The organism is Bradyrhizobium sp. SZCCHNS1050, from assembly GCF_032484785.1.
Lineage (GTDB): Bacteria > Pseudomonadota > Alphaproteobacteria > Rhizobiales > Xanthobacteraceae > Bradyrhizobium.
In genome coordinates this window covers 4,569,601-4,589,062 of the sequence record NZ_JAUETR010000001.1, presented here as the reverse complement: position 1 = coordinate 4,589,062, position 19,462 = coordinate 4,569,601, and the positions used below count along the sequence as shown (strand labels likewise).

Annotated in this window: 18 protein-coding genes; 5 read left to right on the top strand and 13 right to left on the bottom strand. The window is 67.0% G+C overall.

Annotation, left to right across the window (positions count from 1 at the left end; genetic code table 11):
• Complete coding sequence (locus tag QX094_RS20720) at positions 1-1,416, bottom strand: NAD(P)/FAD-dependent oxidoreductase (RefSeq protein ID WP_316171557.1); 1,416 nt, start codon at positions 1,414-1,416, stop codon at positions 1-3.
• Positions 1,417-1,626: 210 nt separating this feature from the next.
• Here QX094_RS20720 and QX094_RS20715 point away from each other — a divergent pair, with 210 nt between their 5' ends.
• Positions 1,627-2,523 carry a LysR substrate-binding domain-containing protein gene (locus QX094_RS20715; protein ID WP_316167649.1) on the top strand — a complete coding sequence of 299 codons (897 nt, stop codon included), beginning with the start codon at positions 1,627-1,629 and terminating at the stop codon, positions 2,521-2,523.
• A 1-nt stretch (position 2,524) separates the two neighbouring features.
• Here QX094_RS20715 and QX094_RS20710 read toward each other — a convergent pair whose 3' ends face one another.
• The 3 genes from QX094_RS20710 to hydA form a co-directional block, all read right to left on the bottom strand.
• Complete coding sequence (locus QX094_RS20710) at positions 2,525-3,286, bottom strand: SDR family oxidoreductase (protein WP_316171556.1); 762 nt, start codon at positions 3,284-3,286, stop codon at positions 2,525-2,527.
• A gap of 1 nt (position 3,287) precedes the next feature.
• The gene (locus QX094_RS20705) at positions 3,288-4,259 is read right to left on the bottom strand and encodes an NAD(P)-dependent oxidoreductase (RefSeq protein ID WP_316188103.1); all 972 of its coding nucleotides are present in this window, start codon (positions 4,257-4,259) and stop codon (positions 3,288-3,290) included.
• Positions 4,260-4,457: 198 nt separating this feature from the next.
• The gene (hydA, locus tag QX094_RS20700) at positions 4,458-5,927 is read right to left on the bottom strand and encodes a dihydropyrimidinase (RefSeq protein WP_316175849.1); all 1,470 of its coding nucleotides are present in this window, start codon (positions 5,925-5,927) and stop codon (positions 4,458-4,460) included.
• Positions 5,928-6,055: 128 nt separating this feature from the next.
• Between hydA and QX094_RS20695 the strand changes: the two genes are divergently transcribed.
• Positions 6,056-6,715 (top strand): aspartate/glutamate racemase family protein, encoded by a 660-nt coding sequence (locus tag QX094_RS20695; RefSeq protein WP_316175850.1) that lies wholly within the window; start codon positions 6,056-6,058, stop codon positions 6,713-6,715.
• Positions 6,716-6,971: 256 nt separating this feature from the next.
• Here QX094_RS20695 and QX094_RS20690 read toward each other — a convergent pair whose 3' ends face one another.
• Together QX094_RS20690 and QX094_RS20685 are read right to left on the bottom strand one after the other, a co-directional pair.
• Complete coding sequence (locus QX094_RS20690) at positions 6,972-7,898, bottom strand: N-carbamoyl-D-amino-acid hydrolase (protein WP_316174806.1); 927 nt, start codon at positions 7,896-7,898, stop codon at positions 6,972-6,974.
• Positions 7,899-8,041: 143 nt separating this feature from the next.
• Positions 8,042-9,271 carry an amidohydrolase family protein gene (locus QX094_RS20685; protein ID WP_316174808.1) on the bottom strand — a complete coding sequence of 410 codons (1,230 nt, stop codon included), beginning with the start codon at positions 9,269-9,271 and terminating at the stop codon, positions 8,042-8,044.
• 256 nt (positions 9,272-9,527) lie between these two features.
• Between QX094_RS20685 and QX094_RS20680 the strand changes: the two genes are divergently transcribed.
• The 3 genes from QX094_RS20680 (at position 9,528) to upp (ending at position 12,922) form a co-directional block, all read left to right on the top strand.
• Positions 9,528-10,784: a GTP cyclohydrolase II gene (locus tag QX094_RS20680; RefSeq protein WP_316174810.1), complete on the top strand. Its 1,257-nt coding sequence runs from the start codon at positions 9,528-9,530 to the stop codon at positions 10,782-10,784.
• Positions 10,785-10,798: 14 nt separating this feature from the next.
• The gene (locus QX094_RS20675; protein ID WP_316174811.1) at positions 10,799-12,022 is read left to right on the top strand and encodes a URC4/urg3 family protein; all 1,224 of its coding nucleotides are present in this window, start codon (positions 10,799-10,801) and stop codon (positions 12,020-12,022) included.
• 270 nt (positions 12,023-12,292) lie between these two features.
• Entirely contained in the window at positions 12,293-12,922 is a 630-nt protein-coding gene (upp, locus tag QX094_RS20670; RefSeq protein WP_316188102.1) for a uracil phosphoribosyltransferase, read from the top strand.
• 6 nt (positions 12,923-12,928) lie between these two features.
• On the opposite strand, the gene QX094_RS20665 is transcribed toward upp, so the two are convergent.
• From QX094_RS20665 to QX094_RS20635, 7 genes are read right to left on the bottom strand one after another with little or no spacing between them, the layout of a single operon-like run.
• On the bottom strand, positions 12,929-14,302 hold the full coding sequence (locus QX094_RS20665; RefSeq protein WP_316174812.1) for an amidohydrolase family protein: 1,374 nt from the start codon (positions 14,300-14,302) through the stop codon (positions 12,929-12,931).
• On the bottom strand, positions 14,299-15,192 hold the full coding sequence (locus QX094_RS20660) for a polysaccharide deacetylase (RefSeq protein ID WP_316174814.1): 894 nt from the start codon (positions 15,190-15,192) through the stop codon (positions 14,299-14,301). The genes QX094_RS20665 and QX094_RS20660 overlap by 4 nt, the downstream gene beginning before the upstream one ends.
• On the bottom strand, positions 15,179-15,997 hold the full coding sequence (locus QX094_RS20655; protein WP_316174816.1) for an ABC transporter substrate-binding protein: 819 nt from the start codon (positions 15,995-15,997) through the stop codon (positions 15,179-15,181). The genes QX094_RS20660 and QX094_RS20655 overlap by 14 nt, the downstream gene beginning before the upstream one ends.
• Positions 15,998-16,001: 4 nt before the next feature.
• Entirely contained in the window at positions 16,002-16,766 is a 765-nt protein-coding gene (locus tag QX094_RS20650; protein ID WP_409998623.1) for an amino acid ABC transporter ATP-binding protein, read from the bottom strand.
• On the bottom strand, positions 16,766-17,620 hold the full coding sequence (locus QX094_RS20645) for an amino acid ABC transporter permease (RefSeq protein WP_316174818.1): 855 nt from the start codon (positions 17,618-17,620) through the stop codon (positions 16,766-16,768). The genes QX094_RS20650 and QX094_RS20645 overlap by 1 nt, the downstream gene beginning before the upstream one ends.
• A complete protein-coding gene (locus QX094_RS20640; protein WP_315827069.1) occupies positions 17,617-18,438 on the bottom strand; it encodes an ABC transporter substrate-binding protein in 822 nt (273 codons plus the stop codon). The genes QX094_RS20645 and QX094_RS20640 overlap by 4 nt, the downstream gene beginning before the upstream one ends.
• A 23-nt stretch (positions 18,439-18,461) precedes the next feature.
• Positions 18,462-19,412 carry an N-carbamoyl-D-amino-acid hydrolase gene (locus tag QX094_RS20635; protein WP_315750302.1) on the bottom strand — a complete coding sequence of 317 codons (951 nt, stop codon included), beginning with the start codon at positions 19,410-19,412 and terminating at the stop codon, positions 18,462-18,464.
• Positions 19,413-19,462 lie beyond the last annotated feature (50 nt).

Sequence of the window (19,462 nt, the reverse complement as noted above, 5' to 3'; positions counted from 1 at the left end):
TCACGTGCCACAGCGCACCTCGGCCTGCTTCACATCGTAGGCCTGGAAGTTGGCCCAATGCTTGTCGATGTCGGCCTTGAACAGCCCGCGCGTCAGCCCATGCACGAGCTTCGGCACCGCGGTGGTCATTGCATTGATGGAAGATCCCGACGCGCCGAAGCTCATCGTCGAGGCAATGGCAAACACATGGACGTCGCGGATCCACGGCGTCCGGCCAGCCACACGCTCGCACAGCGCATAGTCGTCGGCGAGATAGGGAAAGGCGCCAAGCCGGTCGTTGCGCTCGCCGGCATCGGGCGTGTAGCGATCGCACCAACGCGCGATGTTGGCGGCAAAGCGCTGCAGCTCCGGACGCTTTGCGAAGTCCATCGAGATGCCCGTCGCGCTGACCACGAAATCGACTGTGACTTCGCCTTGCGGTGTCCGCAGCACGACTCCCTCTGACGTTTCGCACGCGATCAGCACAGGCGCGCCCTCATGCAGGTGGAACGCAGCATGACGGGCGCAGCGATCATAGGTGTGCTGCGGAAAGCCCTCGCGCAACTCGAGGACCGCGCGCATGAAACGCCAGCGCCAGACGTCGTCGAGTTCGGAGAAATGCCGCAGGAAACCACGGAACGTCAGCCAGCGATAGGGTTGGATCAGTTGGATTTCCGTGCGGCGGCATAGCAGATCGACGCTGTTCGCACCGGCTTCGAGCGCAGCCGCCGCATTGTCGAACGCCGAGGCACCGGCCCCGATCACGGCGACGCGGCGGCCGCGCAAGCTGTCGAAATCGATCTCGGCGCCGGAATGGGCGCAGCGCGTTGCGGGCAAATGGCGCAGAGGCTCCGGAATGCTCCAATCGCCCATCCCCTCCTGCCCGGTCGCCAGCACGATCTTGCGGGCATAGATCGTCGTCTCACCATCCTTGCTGCGCACTGTCGCCTGCAGCAGTCCGTCAGCGGCCGGTGCGATATCGACGACTTCGCAGCCGTTGCGCACTGGAAGGTCGAGCACCTCGCGATACCAGGCGAGATAGTCTGCCCAATATTCGCGCGGGATCAGGTCAAGATTGCGCCAGCTCTCGCCGCCAAACTTCGCCTCGTGCCACGCCTGATAGGTCAGACAGGGGACGTCGAGATCGGGTCCGGTGAAGTCCTTCGGGCTGCGCAGGGTCGGCATGCGCGCATAGCTGAGCCACGGTCCTTCGCGGCCTGCCTCGGCCTTGTCGAGCACGAGAACGTTGCTGACGCGCGAGCGCAGCAGCGCGAAGGCGGTGGCAAGACCCGATTGGCCGCCGCCGACGATCAGCACATCGCGCGCAGGCCGGCCATCGGGACCGACGACGGGCGTCAGCCATGGCATGCTGGGATGGGCGATCCTGGCAAGATCGCCACGGACCTGGGCCGTCAGCGCGGCGAGGCCATCGCTCATGCCGGGCACCGGAATTGACACGCGCAATCGCGATCGAAACGCTCGCTGTCGCTCACGCTCTCTCCATCAGTCATGTCACCCGGCACGCGAAGCTTAGCAAAGCAGGTCCGGCACCGACCATACCGATTTGTCCGCCGCCCATAACAGCTTGTTATGGGGCGGCAGCGGCGGCTAGAGTCGACAGCCATCCACAGCGAGACAAGAGGTCGCATGCCGCTCAATCTGCGCCAGATCGAGGTGTTCCGCGCGATTATGATGACGGGCTCGATCAGCGGCGCTGCGCGGCTGCTCTCGGTGTCGCAGCCCGCGATCAGCCGGCTGCTGGCCTATACCGAGGATGGCCTCAAGCTCAAGCTGTTCGAGCGCATCAGCGGCCGGGTGCAGCCGACGCCGGAGGCCAAGCGGTTGTTCGCCGAGGTCGAGCACGTCCATCGCGGCGTCGCGCGCATCAACGACCTCGCCGACGAACTGCGCGCCGGCGGCACGGGCACCATCCGCGTGGTGGCGAGCCCGAGCGCGGCCCACAGCATGGTGCCGGAGGCGCTGGCGCGGCTGCGCGGCCGCTTTCCAGATCTGCGCGTCGAGTTCGAATCGTTGACCCTGCTGGAGATCGTCAGCCGCGTCGGCACAGCCCGCGCCGACCTCGGCATCACTGTGCTGCCGGTCGACGAGCCGACAGTCGCGGTAGAGACGATCGCGGAGGGCGCGCTGCACGTGATCATGCCGGCCGACCATGCCCTGACGAGGCTGCGCAGCATCAGACCGAAGGACATGCTGCCCTATCCGCTGGTCGGCTTCGGCCCGCAGACGCCTTATGGTCACATCGTCACGTCGGCCCTGGCCGGCGGCCCGGAGCCGACCACGATCGTGCGCTACACGCCCGACGCCTGCGCCATGGCCCGCGCCGGCGCGGGCCTTGCCGTGGTCGACCAATTCGTGCTGCGCGGCCGCGCCTGGCCCGACCTCGCGGCACGGCCACTCGCACCGAAGATTCCGATGCGCGCGTATCTCCTGACGCCTCGCTTCGAGCCGCTGTCTCGCAACGCGGCCGCGCTTGCGGACATTTTGCGCGGGCGCGATCGGAAGTCCGGCACGGCCAGGCGTTGAGCTACGCCGCGAGCCAGCCGCCATCCACCGGCAGCACGATGCCGGTCGTGAACGACGCCTCGTCGCTGGCCAGGAACAGCGCGGCGGCCGCGACCTCGTCGGCCGCGCCAAAGCGCTTCATCGCGTGGCGCTGGCGCGAGGCCTCGCGCACCGGCTCCGGATCGACGTGGCGCGCAAAGCTCCGGCGCAGCAGCGGCGTGTCGATCGCACCCGGCGCCAGCGCATTGACGCGGATGCCGTCGGTAGCGAAGTCGACCGCCATGGTGCGGGTCAGGCTGATGATCGCGCCCTTGGCGGCGATATAGGCGCTATTGCCTTTGCCGCCGGCGACCGCAAGCTGCGATGCCACGGTGATGATCGACCCGGCCTTCTGCTTCTGCATGATCGGCACCGCGACCTTGGCCCACAGCCAGGTGCCGCCGACATTGGCGCGGAACACCGCGTCCCAATCCATGGGATCGGTCGTGACCACGGTGCCGCCGCAGGAGAAGCCGGCAGCGGTCATCAGCACATCCAGCCGGCCGCGCGCGGCTGCCACGCTCTCGACCGTCGCCTTTGCAAAATCCGCATCACCGACATCGCCGACATACACGCGGCCCTGGCCTCCGGCCTTGGCCAGGAGCAACAGGGTTTCCTCCGCGCCTGCCGCGTCGCGGTCGACCAGCGCAACATAAGCGCCCTCGCGCGCGAACATGACGGCGCTGGCGCGGCCGATGCCGGAGCCGCCGCCGGTGATGACCGCGACCTTCGCCTTGAGCCTCATCTCAGTCTCTCCCGTACTGATCGAACCAGCGGCCGAAATGCTCGGCCGATGCCGCGCAGTCGAAGCGCGCGCGCCAGCCGAACTCCTCGGCCAGTCGCGTCGTCGACAGCCGGCCGCGGCTCGGCGCGAACACCGGCACCGTCGGCGTCTCGCCCTGCTCCGCAAGCCGGCAGACGAAGCCGGGGCGGCCTTGCGCGAAGGCGCGGCCCCAGGCCTCGACTGTAAACGTGGCTACGCTGGAGATGTTGTAGAGCGTGTGCTGCGGCATCTCGGCTTCCAGCAACCGGCAGACCGCGTCGGCGACGTCGACCGCATAGACCCAGTCCTTGTCGCCCGGCTCGTTCAGCAGCGCCGGCGCATTGCGCGCGCAACAGGCCGCGATCAGCGTCTGCGGCGATGGCGTGTCGCGCACGCCGCCGCCGCGCTCGAACGGGCCGAACACCGCCGACAGGCGCACGCTGATCACGTCGGTTTGCCACAGGTCCGACAGCCGCGACGCGACGCGCTCAGAGGCGAACTTGCTGATCGCATAGAGCGACACCGGCTCGCACGGCGTGCTCTCCTCCAGCACGGCAAAGCGCTGACCGCTGGCGCCGTAGGACGCCGCCGAGGAGAGATTGATGACGCGGCGGATGCCGCTGCGCCGCGCCGCCTGCAGGATCGGCACCTGCGCCAGCAGATTGACCGCGAGGATGCGCTCGGGGTCGGATGCGTCACGCTCCGGACCGGCGGTAATCGCGGCGCCCATGACAACGGCATCGCAGCCGCCGGCGATCGCGGCCGCAACAGCGCTCGCATCGGTGACGTCGCCCTGCACGAGGTGCAGACGCTCGCGATACGGCGCAAAGGCGCGCTCCGCCGCGTTCGGCAGAGCCGCTGCGTCGAAGATCGTCGCGGCATGGCCGCGCTCGAGCAGCCCTTGCGCGATGTTGAGCCCGACGAAGCCGGCGCCGCCGAAGATCAGGACATGCATCAAGGAGGTCCTCGCCTGGACAGCGATCGACGAAGGGCATTCAGCTCTCGCCCCACGTCATGGCCTGGCGCCGTCCCGGCCATCCACGTCCGGCGGCATCCCGGGAAGCACGTGGATGCCCGGGTCGAGCCCGGGCATGACGGCGGAGAGCGGAGCGACCGCGTCAACATGATCAGCTACTCCAACAGCTCTTCGCGTCTAGAGCAGCTTCGCCCCAAAATTCTGCTCCGGGTCCATATCCGCGACCAGGCGCCCCGTCGGCTTCGCAGCCTCGCCGCCGCTGCGGGCGAGGAACTGGCCGGAGCCGGGCGCGGCCGACAGTCTGCCGTTGTCAATGATGACGCGGCCGCGCGACAGCACGGTCACCGGCCAGCCCTGCACGCTGCGCCCCGCAAACGGCGTGTAGCCGGCGAGGTCGTGCATGGCGGCATCGCTGATCGTGACGTGCTTGTCCGGATCCCACAGCGCGATGTCGGCATCGGCGCCGATCGCGATCGCGCCTTTCCTCGGATGCAGATTGTAGATCTTGGCCGGCGCCGTCGCCGTGAGCTCGACGAACTTGTTGAGGCCGAGCCGGCCCTTCGACACCATCGCATCGAACAGCAGCGGCAGCCGCAGCTCCAGGCCCGGCAGGCCGTTGGCGATCTGCTTGAAGTTGGGGTTGGGGCCGGCGCGCAGCTTGCCGGTCTCGTCGAAGCGATACGGCGCGTGATCGGAGGAGATGGTCTGCAGATCGCCGAGCGACAGCGCCTGCCACAGCGCCTCCTGGTCGGGCGCGCGGCGCGGCGGCGGGCTGCACATCCACTTCGCGCCCTCGATGCCGGGCTTGTCGAGATCATCAGCCGTCATGAACAGGTATTGCGGACAGGTCTCCGCGAACACCTTCAGCCCCTGCCCGCGCGCATCGCGGATCACCTTGGCGCCTTCCGCGGTCGAGACGTGGAAGATCATGATCGGCTGATCGACGAGGGCGGCCATGCCGATCAGGCGGTTGAACGCCTCGGCCTCGGAGAAGCGCGCGTGGCTGATGGCGTGGTATTTCGGCGCGGTGTAGCCGCGCGACAGCAGCCGCTTCACCATCCAGGAGATGATGCCATGGTTCTCGGCGTGCGCGCACAGCATGGCGCCGCCCTCGCGCGCGGCGACGAGAATGTCGAGCAGCGGCTCGTCGTCGATCTTGAGCCGGTCGTAGGTCATGAAGATCTTGATCGAGCCGTGGCCCTGACGGATCAGCGCCGGCAGGTCGCGCTCCAGCGTCTCCCTGGTCGGATCGGCGACGATCATGTGGAACGCGTAGTCGATCACGGCACCCTTGCGCGCCAGCGCGTGATAGTCCTCGACCACCTGGGGCAACTGCATGCCGACATGCTGGGCCGCGAAGGAGATCACGGACGTGGTGCCACCGAAGGCGGCCGACGTGGTGGCGCTCTCGAAGGTGTCGGCATTGACGATCCCTGCCGCCGAGAGCTGCTCGATATGGCAATGGCTGTCGACGCCGCCGGGCAGCACATATTTGCCGCGCGCGTCGATCTCGCGCTTCGCCGTTCCGAGCCCGCGGCCGATCGCCGCGATGGTCTCGCCTGTGATGGCGACATCAGCCTCGAACGTATCGGTGGTGGTGGCGACGCGCCCGCCTCGGATGATCAGGTCATAGGCCGGCTCGGTCATCGCGATCTCCTAGTTCTGCCAGATGGAACGCCGTGGACGCGAGGTGACCGCATCGGCCCCATTGCGTCAGCCGTGGCATAGTGGTTGCCTGTCACGCGCCGTCAACACTGAAGAAGCAGGTAGCTCCCATGTCCCGCCCGCGCATCACCGTGATCAATCCGAACTCCAACCAGATGGTCACCGACGGCTTGGCGGCGGCGCTCAAGCCGCTGATGTTCGCCGACGGGCCGGAGATCGTCTGCGAGACCTTGAAGGAAGGTCCATACGGCATCGAGAGCCAGAAGGATGCCGACAGCGTCACCCTGCCGCTGCGGCGTTTCGTCGAGGGCGACAACGCATCCAGCGCGTTCGTGATCGCCTGCTACAGCGACCCTGGCCTGCATGTCTGCCGCGAGGCCACGGCACGGCCGGTGCTCGGCATCGCCGAATGCGGCGTGCTCACCGCGCTGACCCGCGCCGATACGTTCGGCGTGCTCGCCATCGCGCAGCGCTCGATCCGCCGCCACATCCGCTATCTCCGCCAGATGGGCTTGATGGATCGGTTGGCCGCGGAGCGCCCGCTGGACATGACCGTGGCGGAGACGGCGTCAGGCGAAGGCACCTTGGCGAAGATGATCGCGGTCGGCCGCGCGCTGAAGGACGAGGACGGCGCCGGCGCCATCGTCATGGGCTGCGCCGGCATGGCACGGCATCGCAAGAACCTGGAGGACGCGCTGGGAATTCCGGTGATCGATCCGACCCAGGCCGCAGTGACCATGGCGCTCGGCGCGGTGGCGTTTGCGGGGTGAGTGGTTCGCACATCCGTCGTTTGCCCCTGCACGGACCTGCCCGGCCGGCCATCTCACACTCCGCTGTCGTCCCGGCCTTGAGCCGGGACCCATAGCCGCCGGCCGACGTGAGGCAGGCAACTGTCAGCTCCGTTCCTCGATAGCTTCCGCGGTATGGGTCCCGGCGTTCGCCGGGACGACACTGTTTGTGTAGCGGCGCTCGTGCCTGACAATGCAACTGCTGATCAGCGTGGTCAGGCCCACTCTCTCTCCTGCCTCACTCCGGCGGCACCGCGCCCGTGCGGCTGGTGATCAGCCGGTAATGCTCGATCCGCCGATGCCTTGCGAAATCGAAGATCGTCTGCTTGCCGAACCTCGTCGCATCGAGATCGCAGGGTGCGACCAGCACCTCGTCGCCTTCCGTCACCGCCTCCGCGACGATCTCGCCGTCGGGATTGACGATCAGGCTGCCGCCGATCAGATGATGACCGTCCTCGACGCCGGCCTTCGCGACCGCGACGACCCAACACGAGTTGTGATAGGCGCCGGCCTGCGCGGAGAGCCGGTTGTGGAACAGGCGCTGCTGCAGTCCCTCGGCCGATTTCAATGAGTTCACCGACGGCGTGTTATAGCCGATCAGCACCAGCTCGACGTCCTGCAGCCCCATGACGCGATAGGTCTCCGGCCAACGGCGATCGTTGCAGATCGCCATGCCGATAATGCCATCGAGACTGCGCCAGACGGGAAAGCCGAGATCGCCCGGCTCGAAATAGCGCTTCTCCAGATGCTGGTGGCTGCGCTCCGGTTCGAACTCCTCGTGGCCGGGCAGATGCACCTTGCGATACTTGCCGACGATGTTGCCGGCGCGGTCGGTGAGAACTGCCGTGTTGTAGTGGTGCCCGTCCGGTGTCAGCTCGGCATAGCCGAGATACATGGCCATCTGATGCTGCGCGGCGCGATCGAACAGCGGCTGCACGGCCGCATTGGGCATCTCGCGCTCGAACCAGCTGTCGACTTCGGCCTGATCCTCCATGTACCAGCGCGGAAAGAACGTGGTCAGCGCCAGCTCCGGGTAGACGATCAGGTCGGCGTCCTTGCGCTTGGCCTCGTCCATCAGTGCGATCATGCGCGCGACGACCGCCTCGTGGCTGTCAGCGCGCTGAATCGGTCCCATCTGGGCGGCGGCGACGTTGATCACGCGCATTGCAAAACTCCTATCCGAACTCCGACGTCATTGCGAGCGAAGCGAAGCAATCCAGGGCTACACGAGGACTCTGGATTGCTTCGTCGCTTCGCTCCCCGCAATGACGAATGTGGCGACAGCGTCATGCAACACCCCTCATCGTTTCACCCCGGCCGGTACAGCACCGGCCGCGTCCGCGAGAACGACGGCCGGCCGCGCTTGAGGCCCCAGAGCGGCTGCGCCAGGGTCGCCACGGCCTCGGTCGGCGTCGCTGCATCGATGCAGACGAGATCGGCCGGCGCGCCGACCTCGATGCCGTAGTCATCGAGCCGCATCAGCCGCGCCGCGTCGTGCGTGACCATGTCGAGACACCCCGCAAGATGATCCGGCCGCGAGACCTGGCAGACGTTGGCGTAGAGGTTCGCCATCCGGATCAGCGAGCCGTCGCCATACGGCGTGAACGGGTTCAGCACGTTGTTGGTCGAGAGCGAGCAGGTCACCCCTCGCGCGCGCAGCGGCTCCAGCGGGACCACGCCACGCGGGATCGCGTGATCGTGCCGGCGCCCCATCAGATGCAGGTCGGTCGAGGGCAGCACGGTGACTGCGACGCCGGCATTGGCGAGCTGCGTTGCGATCGCGTCGAAACGCTCCGGCGGCAGCAGCGACAGCTGCGTGACGTGGCCGACCGCGACGCGGCCGCCCCAGCCGTATTCCTCCGTCTTGCGGCAGACATATTCGATCTGCATGTGATCGAGCGTCTCGGCAAGATCGAGATGCATGTCGATGTCGACGTCGTGGTCACGCGCGATCGCGAAGATGCGGTCGATCTGTGCCGGCGGGTCGGTGTCGAAATAGGGGGCGGCGCCGATGGTGCGTGCGCCGCGGCGCAGGCCCTCGATCAAGAGCTCCTCGGTGCCCGGATAGTTGGTGAGCCCTTCCTGCGGAAACACGCAGATCTCGAGGTCGAGCGCCCAGGCATAGTCGCGCGCGAGCTGCTGGATCGCCTCGAAGCCGATGAAACCGATGCCGGGATCGAGCTCGACATGGGTGCGCATCCGCATCGTGCCGTGGCTGACGCAACGCTCCACGGTCTGCTTTGCTCGCGCGTAGACATCGTCGGCCGTGAAGTTGCGCTTGGCGGCCGCAGTCTCGCTCACCGCCTCTGCCACGGTCCCTTCCCTGATCGTGCAGCGGTCGAGGATGCAGGTCTTGTCGAGATGGATGTGCGTCTCGATGAAGCCGGGCACGACGAGGCAGTTCTCGGCATCGCGCTGTTCGCCGTCGGCCTGCAATGACGGCGCGATCGCCACGATGGTGCCGTCGGAAACTCCGATATCGGCCCGGCGCAGCTCACTGTGCTGCGCCAGCACCGCATTGCGAATGATCAGGTCCATGCCGCCGTTGCCCTCGAGAATTCCATATGCGCGCCAAGCTGGCGGCGTCGCCTGCAAAAGGCAAGCGCCATGCCAGGGCCTGACGCCGCGGGACCGCCGACCGGGATCCGAAACCATTCGTTTACAAATAACCGGCCACCCGGGACCACTTGTTTGGCGGGGAAAAACTGCTATATTGGTGCATGGAAAACGTGAACGCGTTCTGCTCAGGCCCGTCGTCAAGGCGGGCCGTTGCCGTTTTGGGGGTGGCTGTCCGATGACTCGCTCCAACCGTACGGATCACATCCGCCTGACCTCGCACCCGGTGCCAGGCGCCAAGCACAATTTCCCGCTTCATTGGGGCGCGGAGAACGCGCGCGAGCGCGGACCCGTGATCGGCACGGTATCACGTCCGCAGGACCGCAACGTGATCGGCAGCCATGGCGGTTCCTACACGGTCTACCGTGCGCTCGCGGTATCATCTGGTGCGCTCGATCCGATCCGCCGCCCCGATCTCACCAACACCCATCCCGCCGCCACGATCGGCCCGTTCGCGCAGTGGCAAGATCCGGCGAAGATCGTCGCGCTCGATCCCTGGGGCCATCTGGTGGCCGAGAATTTCGGCGGCGAGATCGCGGAAGGAATCGATATCCGGCCGACGATCGCCGTGACCAAGGCGCGGATCGAGCTTCCTGAGTTGCATGCGGCGCTCGCGGCCAAGCGCCTCGTTCATGACGGCGACGTCGTGCATGCCAATGGCAGCGTCTCCGTGGTGAAGATCGCGATCGACCCGGTGTGGTACCTGCCCGGCGTGGCCGCGCGCTTCGGCACCAGCGAGACCAGTCTGCGCCGCGGCCTGTTCGAGCAGACCGGCGGCATGTATCCGGAGCTGGTGACCCGGCCCGACCTGCAGGTATTCCTGCCGCCGATCGGCGGCACCACGGTCTATCTGTTCGGCGACGTCGACAAGCTCAATGACAGCCGGACGAAGATCACATGTCGCGTGCATGACGAGTGCAACGGCTCCGACGTGTTCGGCTCCGACATCTGCACCTGTCGCCCGTATCTGATCCACGGTATCGAAGAATGCGTTGCGGCCGGGCAGAACGGCGGCCTCGGCATCATCGTCTACAACCGCAAGGAAGGCCGCGCGCTCGGCGAGGTGACGAAGTTCCTGGTCTACAATGCGCGCAAGCGCCAGGAGGACGGCGACGCCGCGGCGGCCTATTTCGAGCGCACCGAATGCGTCGCCGGCGTGCAGGATGCGCGCTTCCAGCAATTGATGCCCGACGTCATCCATTGGCTCGGCATCAAACGCATCGACCGCTTCATCTCGATGAGCGACATGAAGCACGATGCGCTGGTTGGCCAGGGTGTCGACATCGTCGAGCGCGTGCCGATCCCCGACGAGCTGATCCCGGCGGATGCCCATGTCGAGATCGCGGCCAAGAAGGCCGCCGGCTATTTCTCGCTGGAGCCGCAGAAGCCCGAGGCGCTCGGCGACACCGTCGGCCGACCGCTCGAAAAGTACTAGCGCAGCGGCTGATCATGACCGACGTTTCATATCTCCTGTCCGCCCGCGCCGTACGCGAGCGGGCGCATCAGCTGCTTGCGCTCGGTCTCGCCGACAGGCTGCCGCACTTCCGCATCGATCTCGCGAAGCTCGATGCGATTGCCGACCTCGTGCTCGACGTGACCCGCAGGGCCTATCCCGGCGGCGAGGTGCCGTTCCACTCGCGCTGGCGGCATTTCGTGGTCGGCGGTGTCGATCGCTGGGCCGCGATCGCCGACAAAGTGAATTGGCCGAATGCGGCTTCACGGGCGCGCGCCGAGTTCGATCTCGCCATCACCAGCGTGCTGCTCGACGCCGGCGCCGGCGCGGCGTGGCGCTATCAGGATGCCGTGACCGGCGCACGCATCGGCCGCTCCGAAGGGCTGGCACTGGCGAGCCTCGACATGTTCGCACGCGGTGCGTTTTCGGCCGATGCAAGCCATCCGCTGCGGGCCGACGCCGCGAAGCTGCAGCACATCATCGTCGCCGATCTCGAACGCGGCTTCCAGGTGAGCGCCGACAATCCGCTGGTCGGACTCGAAGGCCGCGTTGCGCTGCTGCGCCGGCTAGGCGAGGTCACGGCTGCAAAGCCGGATATCTTCGGTCGGAAAGATACCCCACGTCCCGGCGGTCTGTTCGATCAGCTCGCCGCCGGTGCGATCGGCGGCCACCTCCAGGCCGCTGACATTCTGCAGCAGGTGCTGCTGCAGCTCGGCCCAATCTGGCCGTCGCGGCTGACGCTGCAAGGCATCGCGCTCGGCGACTGCTGGCACCATGCTTCCCTGGTCACCGATGACGCGACCAGCGGTCTCGTCCCATTGCACAAGCTGTCGCAATGGCTGAGCTATTCGCTGATCGAACCGCTGCAGCGCGCCGGCCTCGTGCTCGAGAACATCGACGGCCTTACGGGACTCGCCGAATACCGCAATGGCGGCCTGTTCGTCGACGGCGGCGTGCTGGTGCTGCGCGATCCCGCCGATGCCGCGCGGGCGCATGCCGTTGATTCCCCGCTGGTGGTGGAATGGCGCGCGCTGACCGTCGGCCTGCTCGATCGCCTGGCCGCGCTGATCCGCCAGCGCACCGGCCAGACGGCGGAACAGCTGCCCTTGGCGCGCATCCTCGAAGGCGGCAGCTGGGCCGCCGGCCGCAAGCTCGCCTTCGCCCGCCGCCCGGACGGTTCGCCGCCGCTGACCATCCTCAGCGACGGCACGGTGTTTTAAGAGGTGTTTGGTAGCCTTGCTTCATAACAGCCGACGTCATTGCGAGCGAAGCGACTTGTCCGCCATAGCCCGAAGGGCGACGGCGGAAACAATCCAGGGCCCGGAAGAAAGTCTGGATTGCTTCGTCGCTTCGCTCCTCGCAACGACGCAGTTCATAAGTTGCGCGTAGGGTGGGCAAAGCGCAGCGTGCCCACCATTCCAAGCTGAGCTAGTATCAGGTGGGCACGGCGCTTCGCGCCTTTGCCACCCTACGCTTTGGAGATGAAAGCCATGGAAGGCGTCACGGTCGTCGATCATCCGCTGGTGCAGCACAAGCTGACCTTGATCCGCGACAAGTCGATCTCGACCAAGTCGTTCCGCGAGCTTTTGAAGGAGATCGGCATGCTCCTGTGCTACGAGGTCACGCGCGACCTGCCGCTCACGGAGGTCGAGATCGAGACGCCGCTGGCGCGAATGCAGTCGGCCAAGATCGCCGGCAAGAAGCTGGTGTTCGTGCCGGTGCTGCGCGCCGGCGTCACCTTCGTCGACGGCATGCTCGATCTGGTGCCGACCGCCCGCGTCGCCCATATCGGCCTGTACCGCGAGCCGCAGACCTTCACCGCCGTCGAGTATTTCTTCAAGGCGCCGTCCGACCTGCAGGAGCGCCTGGCCGTCGTCGTCACGCCGGTGCTCGCGACCGGCAACAGCGCAGTCGCCGCGGTCGACCGGCTCAAGGAGCGCGGCGCCAAGGATATCCGCATGGTCTGCATGATCGCGGCGCCCGAGGGCGTCGAGCGCGTCCGCGGCCTGCATCCCGATGCCGCACTGTGGACCGCCGCGATCGACGACGGCCTCGACGACGACGCCTTCATCGTTCCCGGCCTCGGCGACGCCGGCGACCGCGCCTACGGCACGCGGTAGCAGCATTCAGCCGGCGAATGCGGCCTCTGCCTCCGGCAACGCCCAGATCTTTTCGATCGCTGCAGCGCCTGCCGCCGTGATCGCCGCCTCGTCACCGTGGAGATAGCGGCCGTCGTGGATCAGCAGCCGGCCGTCGATCATCACCTGGTCGATGTTGGCGCGGTTCGCGAGCGCGATCAGGCCGCGACGCGGGTCGTGTAGCGGCTGAAGATGTGGATGCGTCATGTCGACGACGGTGAGGTCGGCGGTCGCGCCGGGCGCGATGACGCCGAGATCGTCGCGCTTGATCATGGCGGCGGCCGTCGTGGTGACGGCGTCGATCAGTTCCGGCGCGCTCGCCGTCTCGGCGCTTCCCAGCACGATCTTCGAGATCATCGACGCGGCGTTGAGCTCGCCGAGCAGATCCATGTTGTAGCCGTCGGTGCCGACCGCGGTGCGGACGCCATGCGCGGCGAAGCGGCCGAAGGCGGCGGTGACTCCGGCGCGCGCGAACACGCGCGGGCAGTTCAGCACGCCGGCACCACGCGCCGCCATCAGCGCAAGGTCCGCATCGGTCGATGCGTGGCAATGCGCCGCCAGCAGATCGGGACCAAGCAGGCCGAGCCAGTCGAGATATTCGGCCGGGGTGCGGCCGCCATGGCGCTGCGCGATCGTCGCGACCTCGCCCGCGCTCTGCGCCATGTGCGTGGTGATGGGAACGCCGAGCTCGCGCGCCCGGCTGGCAGCCGCGCGCAACAGATCCGGTCCGCAGGTATCGGTCGCGTGCGGGCTCATCGCAAGACGAATGCGGCCGTCGCCCTGGCCGTGCCAGCGCTGATGGAGCGCATTCCAGACCGCCATGTCGGCCTCGCCGTCATCGCCGGCGTAAGTCACGACGCCGGAGGCATCCGCCCTGGCATCTGATGTCGAGAACAGATAGGGCGCGCCATAGAAGCGCAGGCCCATCTCGAGAGCCGCATCGAACAGCTCCGGGATCGTGTTGCGGAACGGCTCCATCACCGTGGTGGCGCCGCCCTTCAGGAGCTGCAGCACCCCCATGCGGCCGATCGCCAGCCGCTCCTTCACCGAAAGGATCTCGGCCCCGCGCTTGGACAGCGGCAGCAGCACGGTGTAGACGATGCTCTTGTTGTTGCGCCGGCCGTTGCCGTCCTCGGTGAGCGTGCGTGCGATCGCCTCGCTGAAGATGTGGTTGTGCAGGTTCAACAGGCCCGGCAGCACGAAGCGGCCCGGACGATCGAACACCTCGTCCGCCGCCGGCCGATCACGCGTCACGGCCGCGATGCGCCTGCCCTCGACCAGCACCCAGTGATCGCGCAGGACGTCCTGCGCGCCGTCCTTGCGCGTCAGCACGTAGCTGCCGAAGATCGCCGTCGTACTCATGCGTCCTTCGCTTCCGCCGCCTCATGGCGCTGGTAGTTCGCCGCGATCTCGGCTCCGGTCGTGATCCACACGTCCCGGCACGATTTGGCGTAGGTCAGGAACTCGCGCAGCAGCCGGAAGCGCATCGGCCGGCCCGAGACCTGCGGATGCAGCACGGTCGTCACCATCGCGCCCCAATCGCGGACTTCGTCCAGCTCATCCTTCCACATCGACAGCACGTGCTCTTTCGGAAAGATCGAGCGCGGCGAGAACCGCGCCGACAGGCCGTGCATCCAGTCGTCATAGCTCGCGGTCACCGGGATTTCGATCGTGCCCGGCGAGCCGGAGGCCAAGCGATGGCGATAGGGCCTGACGTCATCGCGGAACGAGGAGGTGTAGACGATGCCCTGGCGCACCAGCGCTGTCAGCAGCTCCTCGCAGAACTCGCCGAACGGCGCGCGGTAGCCGATCGGCCGGATGCCGAGCCGGCGCTGGATCGCCTCGAAGCCGCGTTCGATCTCCTCGACGATGAAGGGATCGCCGGGATCCGGCAGCAGATGGTGATAGCCGTGATGGCCGATCTCGTGGCCCGCCTTCAGCACCGCTTCCGCCATCGCCGGATGCGCGTCGACCGCCCATCCCGTGATGAAGAACGTCGCCTTGAGATCGAGCTCGGCGAGCAGCTCGAGCAGCTTCGGCGTGCCGACGCGCGCCTCGAAGCCGCCGAAGCTCATCGTGACCAGACGCGCCGCATGCGCGGGATCCTTCGAGGTCCAGGCGCTCTCGGCGTCGATGTCGAACGACAGGAACATCGCCGCTCTGTGCGGCGCAGGCCATGGATAGTCCGGCGCCGGCGGCGAAGTGTTGGCGGGAACGACCGGGATTCCCGCGAGCGCCTTACTGTCCAGCATTGATCAGCACCTTCTCGATTCCATTGTCGCTCAGCTTCCACTTCGCCAGCAGCGCCTTGTAGCTGCCGTCGGCAATCAGGCCCTCCAGCGCGGCGCGCAGCGCCTCGCGCAGTTCGTCCGCCTTCACCGGCGTCGCCAGCCCCGTATATTGGTACGCGATGGGCGTGCCGACCGGCACGTAAGTGTTCGGCTCGAGATCCATGATGTAGGGCAAGGTCTCGTTGCCCTGCACGGCGGCGTCGATGCGGCCCTGCTTGAGCTGCGTCCGGGCGTCGGCCGAGCCCTCGGTGCCGACGAGCTCGATTCCGCTCGCGCCGCAGTTCTTCTCGCTCCAGGCGGCGATGTCCTTCGGGAACATCGTGCGCCTGGAGGCGCCGACCTTCTTGCCGCACAGCGCCGTCGGCTCCCTGAACTCGCTGGCGCGCGAAGCCTGCACGAAGAATCGCGGACCGCTGCGCAGGTAGTCGATGAAGGTCGCGGTATCCTGCCGGCTCTTGTAGTCGGTCATGCCGGTCAGGATGATGTCGAAACGCTGCGTGGCGAGGCCCGGCATCAACTGGTCGAAGCTGGTCTCCTGCCACACCGCCTTGACGCCGAGCTTCTTGGCCAGCGCCTCGCCGAGCGCGACGTCGAAGCCGGTCAGGGTCGCGGTGGCCGGATCCTTGAACTCCATCGGTGGATAGTTCGGCACCACCGCGATGCGCAGACCGTTCTGCTTGATCTCGGTCGGCAGCTCGGCGGCGAGAGCTGCGCCCGCCACGGCCGCGCTCATGAGCCCAGCCAGCACGATCGACTTCAATTCCATCACCTCACCCCACTTCAGCTGCCAGAAATGCCTTGGTCCTCGCCTCGCGCGGCGCACGCAGCACCTCGCCGGCCGGACCACTCTCCACGATCACGCCCTGGTCCATATAGACGACCCGGTCGGCGACCTCGCGCGCGAAGCCGAGCTCATGCGTGACGACCAGCATGGTCATGCCGGACCTCGCCAGCTCCTTCATCACACCGAGCACCTCGCCGACCAGCTCCGGGTCGAGCGCCGAGGTCGGCTCGTCGAACAGCACCAGCCGCGGCTTCATTGCGAGCGCGCGTGCGATCGCCACGCGCTGCTGCTGACCGCCGGACAGTTGCGCCGGATAGGACTGCGCCTTGTCGGCGAGGCCGACCCGGCGCAGCAGCGACAAGGCCTCGTCCTTCGCCTCGGCAAGCCTGCGCCTCTGCACCTGCACCGGCCCCTCGATCACGTTCTCCAGCGCCGTCATGTGCGGGAACAGGTTGAAGCGCTGGAACACCATGCCGCAGGCGAGGCGTTGCCGCGCGATCTCGCGCTCCGACAGCCGATGCAGCCGGCCGGCCGTCTCGCGGAAGCCGAGCAGCGCGCCGTCGAGCCAGATGCCGCCGCTGTCCGCCGTGGCCAGCTGGTTGACGCAACGGAGCAGTGTCGTCTTCCCGGAGCCGGATTGCCCGATCAGGCACACCACCTCGCCCTCGAAGACATCGAGCGAGACCTGCTTGAGCGCCTGGAATTCGCCGAAGCGCTTGCTGACCTGACGGATGGCGACGAGCGGCGTCATCAGCGACCCCGCGCGATGCCACGGGCAAAACGGTGTTCGAGCAGCATCTGCAGCGGCGTCAGCATCGAGACCACGAGCAGATACCAGAGGCCGGCGACGATCAGGAGCTCGATGACGCGCGAATTGGCGTAGTAGATGTTCTCGGCCGAGTGCAGCACCTCCGGATACTGGATCACGCTGGCGAGCGAGGTCGCCTTGACCAGGCCAATGAACTCGTTGCCGAGCGGCGGGATCACCACCCGCATCGCCTGCGGCAGGATGATCCGGCGCAGCGCCTGCAGCCGTCCCATGCCGATCGCCTGCGCCGCCTCGTATTGCCCGATGTCGACCGACAGCAGCCCGGCTCGCATCACCTCCGAGGTGTAGGCGCCCTGGTTGATGCCGAGCCCGAGCAGCGCGGCCAGGAACGGCGTCATCACGTCGACGGCGCGCGCGCTCCACAGGCCGGGAATGCCGATGGTCGGAAACACCAGCGCGAGGTTGAACCACAACAACAACTGGAGGATCAGCGGCGTACCGCGAAACAGCCAGGTGTAGCCGGCGGCGACCGACCGCAGCACCGGATTGGGCGACAGCCGCATGATCGCGACGACCACGCCGAGCGCGATGCCCAGCGCCATCGCCGCGACAGCCATGACCATGGTGTTGACGATGCCGCGCAGGATCACCGGCGCGGTCAGGAAGCGTTCGACGTAAGACCATTCGATCTGGCCTCTGGCGAAGGCGCGGCCGATCGCCAGCAGGATCACGACAATGACGGCAGCCGTAAGCCAGCGGCCCCAATGCGCCTTGCGCGCGATCCTGTGCGCCGACAGGTCGGGAAAGCCATCAGCCAGTACGTCGGCGCGGCTCATTGCGGCGCCGCGTTGAGCATCGGCTCGCGCACCGCATTGGCGCCGAGACCCCATTTGTCGAGAATGGCCTTGTAGCTGCCGTCGGCGATCATCGCCTTGAGCTGTTCGGTCACGACCTCGCGAAAGCCTGCATCGTCCTTGCGGAACATGATGCCCTGGTAGCCGAAGACGATGGGCTCACCGACGATGCGATACTTGCCGGCCTCCTGCGACTGCGCATAGGGCAAGGTCTCGCTGCCCTGCACGGCGGCATCGATGCGGCTCTGCTTGAGCTGATTGCGGACATCGATCGAGTTCTCCCCCGGCACATATTGCGCGGCAGGCTTGCCTGCGGCCTCGCAATTGGCCTTGCTCCATTTCTCGATCTCCTGCGGGAAGCTCGTCGAGCGCGTGGTGCCGATCTTCCGGCCGCACAGATCGGTCGCGACCTTGGCATCGCTCTCCGCCAGCACGAAGAACTGCGGGCCGGTGACGAGATAGTCGACGAAGTCGGCGGTCTCGCGCCGCGAGGCACGGTCGGAGATGCCCGAGATGATGAAGTCGGCGCGCCGGGTCTGCAGCGAGGGAATGAGTTCGGCGAACGCCGTCTCGCTCCACACGATCTTGACGCCGAACCGCTTCGCCAGTTCGTTGGCGAGATCGATGTCGAGCCCCTTCAGCTCGTTGGTGGCGGGGTCGTGATATTCCATCGGCGCGTAGGTCGAGTTGACCGTGAGCTTGAGCACGCCAGCCTGCTTGATCTCAGCGGGCAGCTCCGCGGCCCCCGCCGGAGCAAGCGAGGCGAGGATGACGAAACCTGCGAACAACGAACGGCGCATCCTGCAACTCCCCACGTGAACGGCTAATCGACCACGACCGGCTCGACGGCGCCGGCGCGCTCGGTGATGAGCCTGTACTGATCCGGCCGGCGATGCGCCGCGAAGTTGAACATCTTGTCCTTGCCCTGGCGGCACAGATCGAGGTCGATGTCGGCGACGACGACCTCGTCAGCGAGCGTCTTCGCCCGCGCCACGATGCAGCCATTGGGATCGACGATGCAGGAGCCGCCGATCAGCCCGCTGCCGTCCTCGTCGCCCGCCTTTGCGACCGCGATCGCCCACGTCGCATTCATGTAGGCGTTGGCCTGCGCCACCAGGGTCGAATGGAAGGTACGCAGCGAGGCATCCTCGGTGTTGCCGCCATTCGGATCATAGGCCGCGGAATTGTAGCCGACGCAGACCAGCTCGACGCCCTGCAGCCCCAGCACCCGCCACGATTCCGGCCAGCGCCGGTCGTTGCAGATCATCATGCCCATGATGGCGCCGCCCCACTCGCGGCCGGCGCGCACGGCCGGAAAGCCGAGATCGCCATAGCTGAAATAGCGCTTCTCCAGCTGCTGATACTTGGCACTCGGGCGCGGCTCGACGGAGCCGGGCAGATGCACCTTGCGATATTTGCTGATGATCTCGCCGTCGGGATCGACCAGGATGGAGCTGTTGAAGCGGCGTCCGTCCGGTGTCAGCTCGGCATAGCCGACATAGAAGCCGACGCGAAGCGCCCGCGCCCGGTCGAACAGCGCGGCAACGGACGGGTTCGGCATCGCGCGCTCGAAATAGCTGTCGAGCTCATCGCCTTCGAGGATCCAACGCGGGAAGAAGGTCGTGAATGCGAGTTCCGGAAACACCACCAGCTTCGCGCCCTGGGCGGCCGCCTGTTCCAGGAGCCCGATCATGCGCGACAGCGTGTGCCCGCGGCTGTCGGCGCGCTGGGTCGGCCCCATCTGGGCGGCGGCGGCGCGGAAGATACGGCTCAAAACTCTGCCTCCGATCTGTGCGTCATGCCTTTCCAGCAGGCGGCAGCACC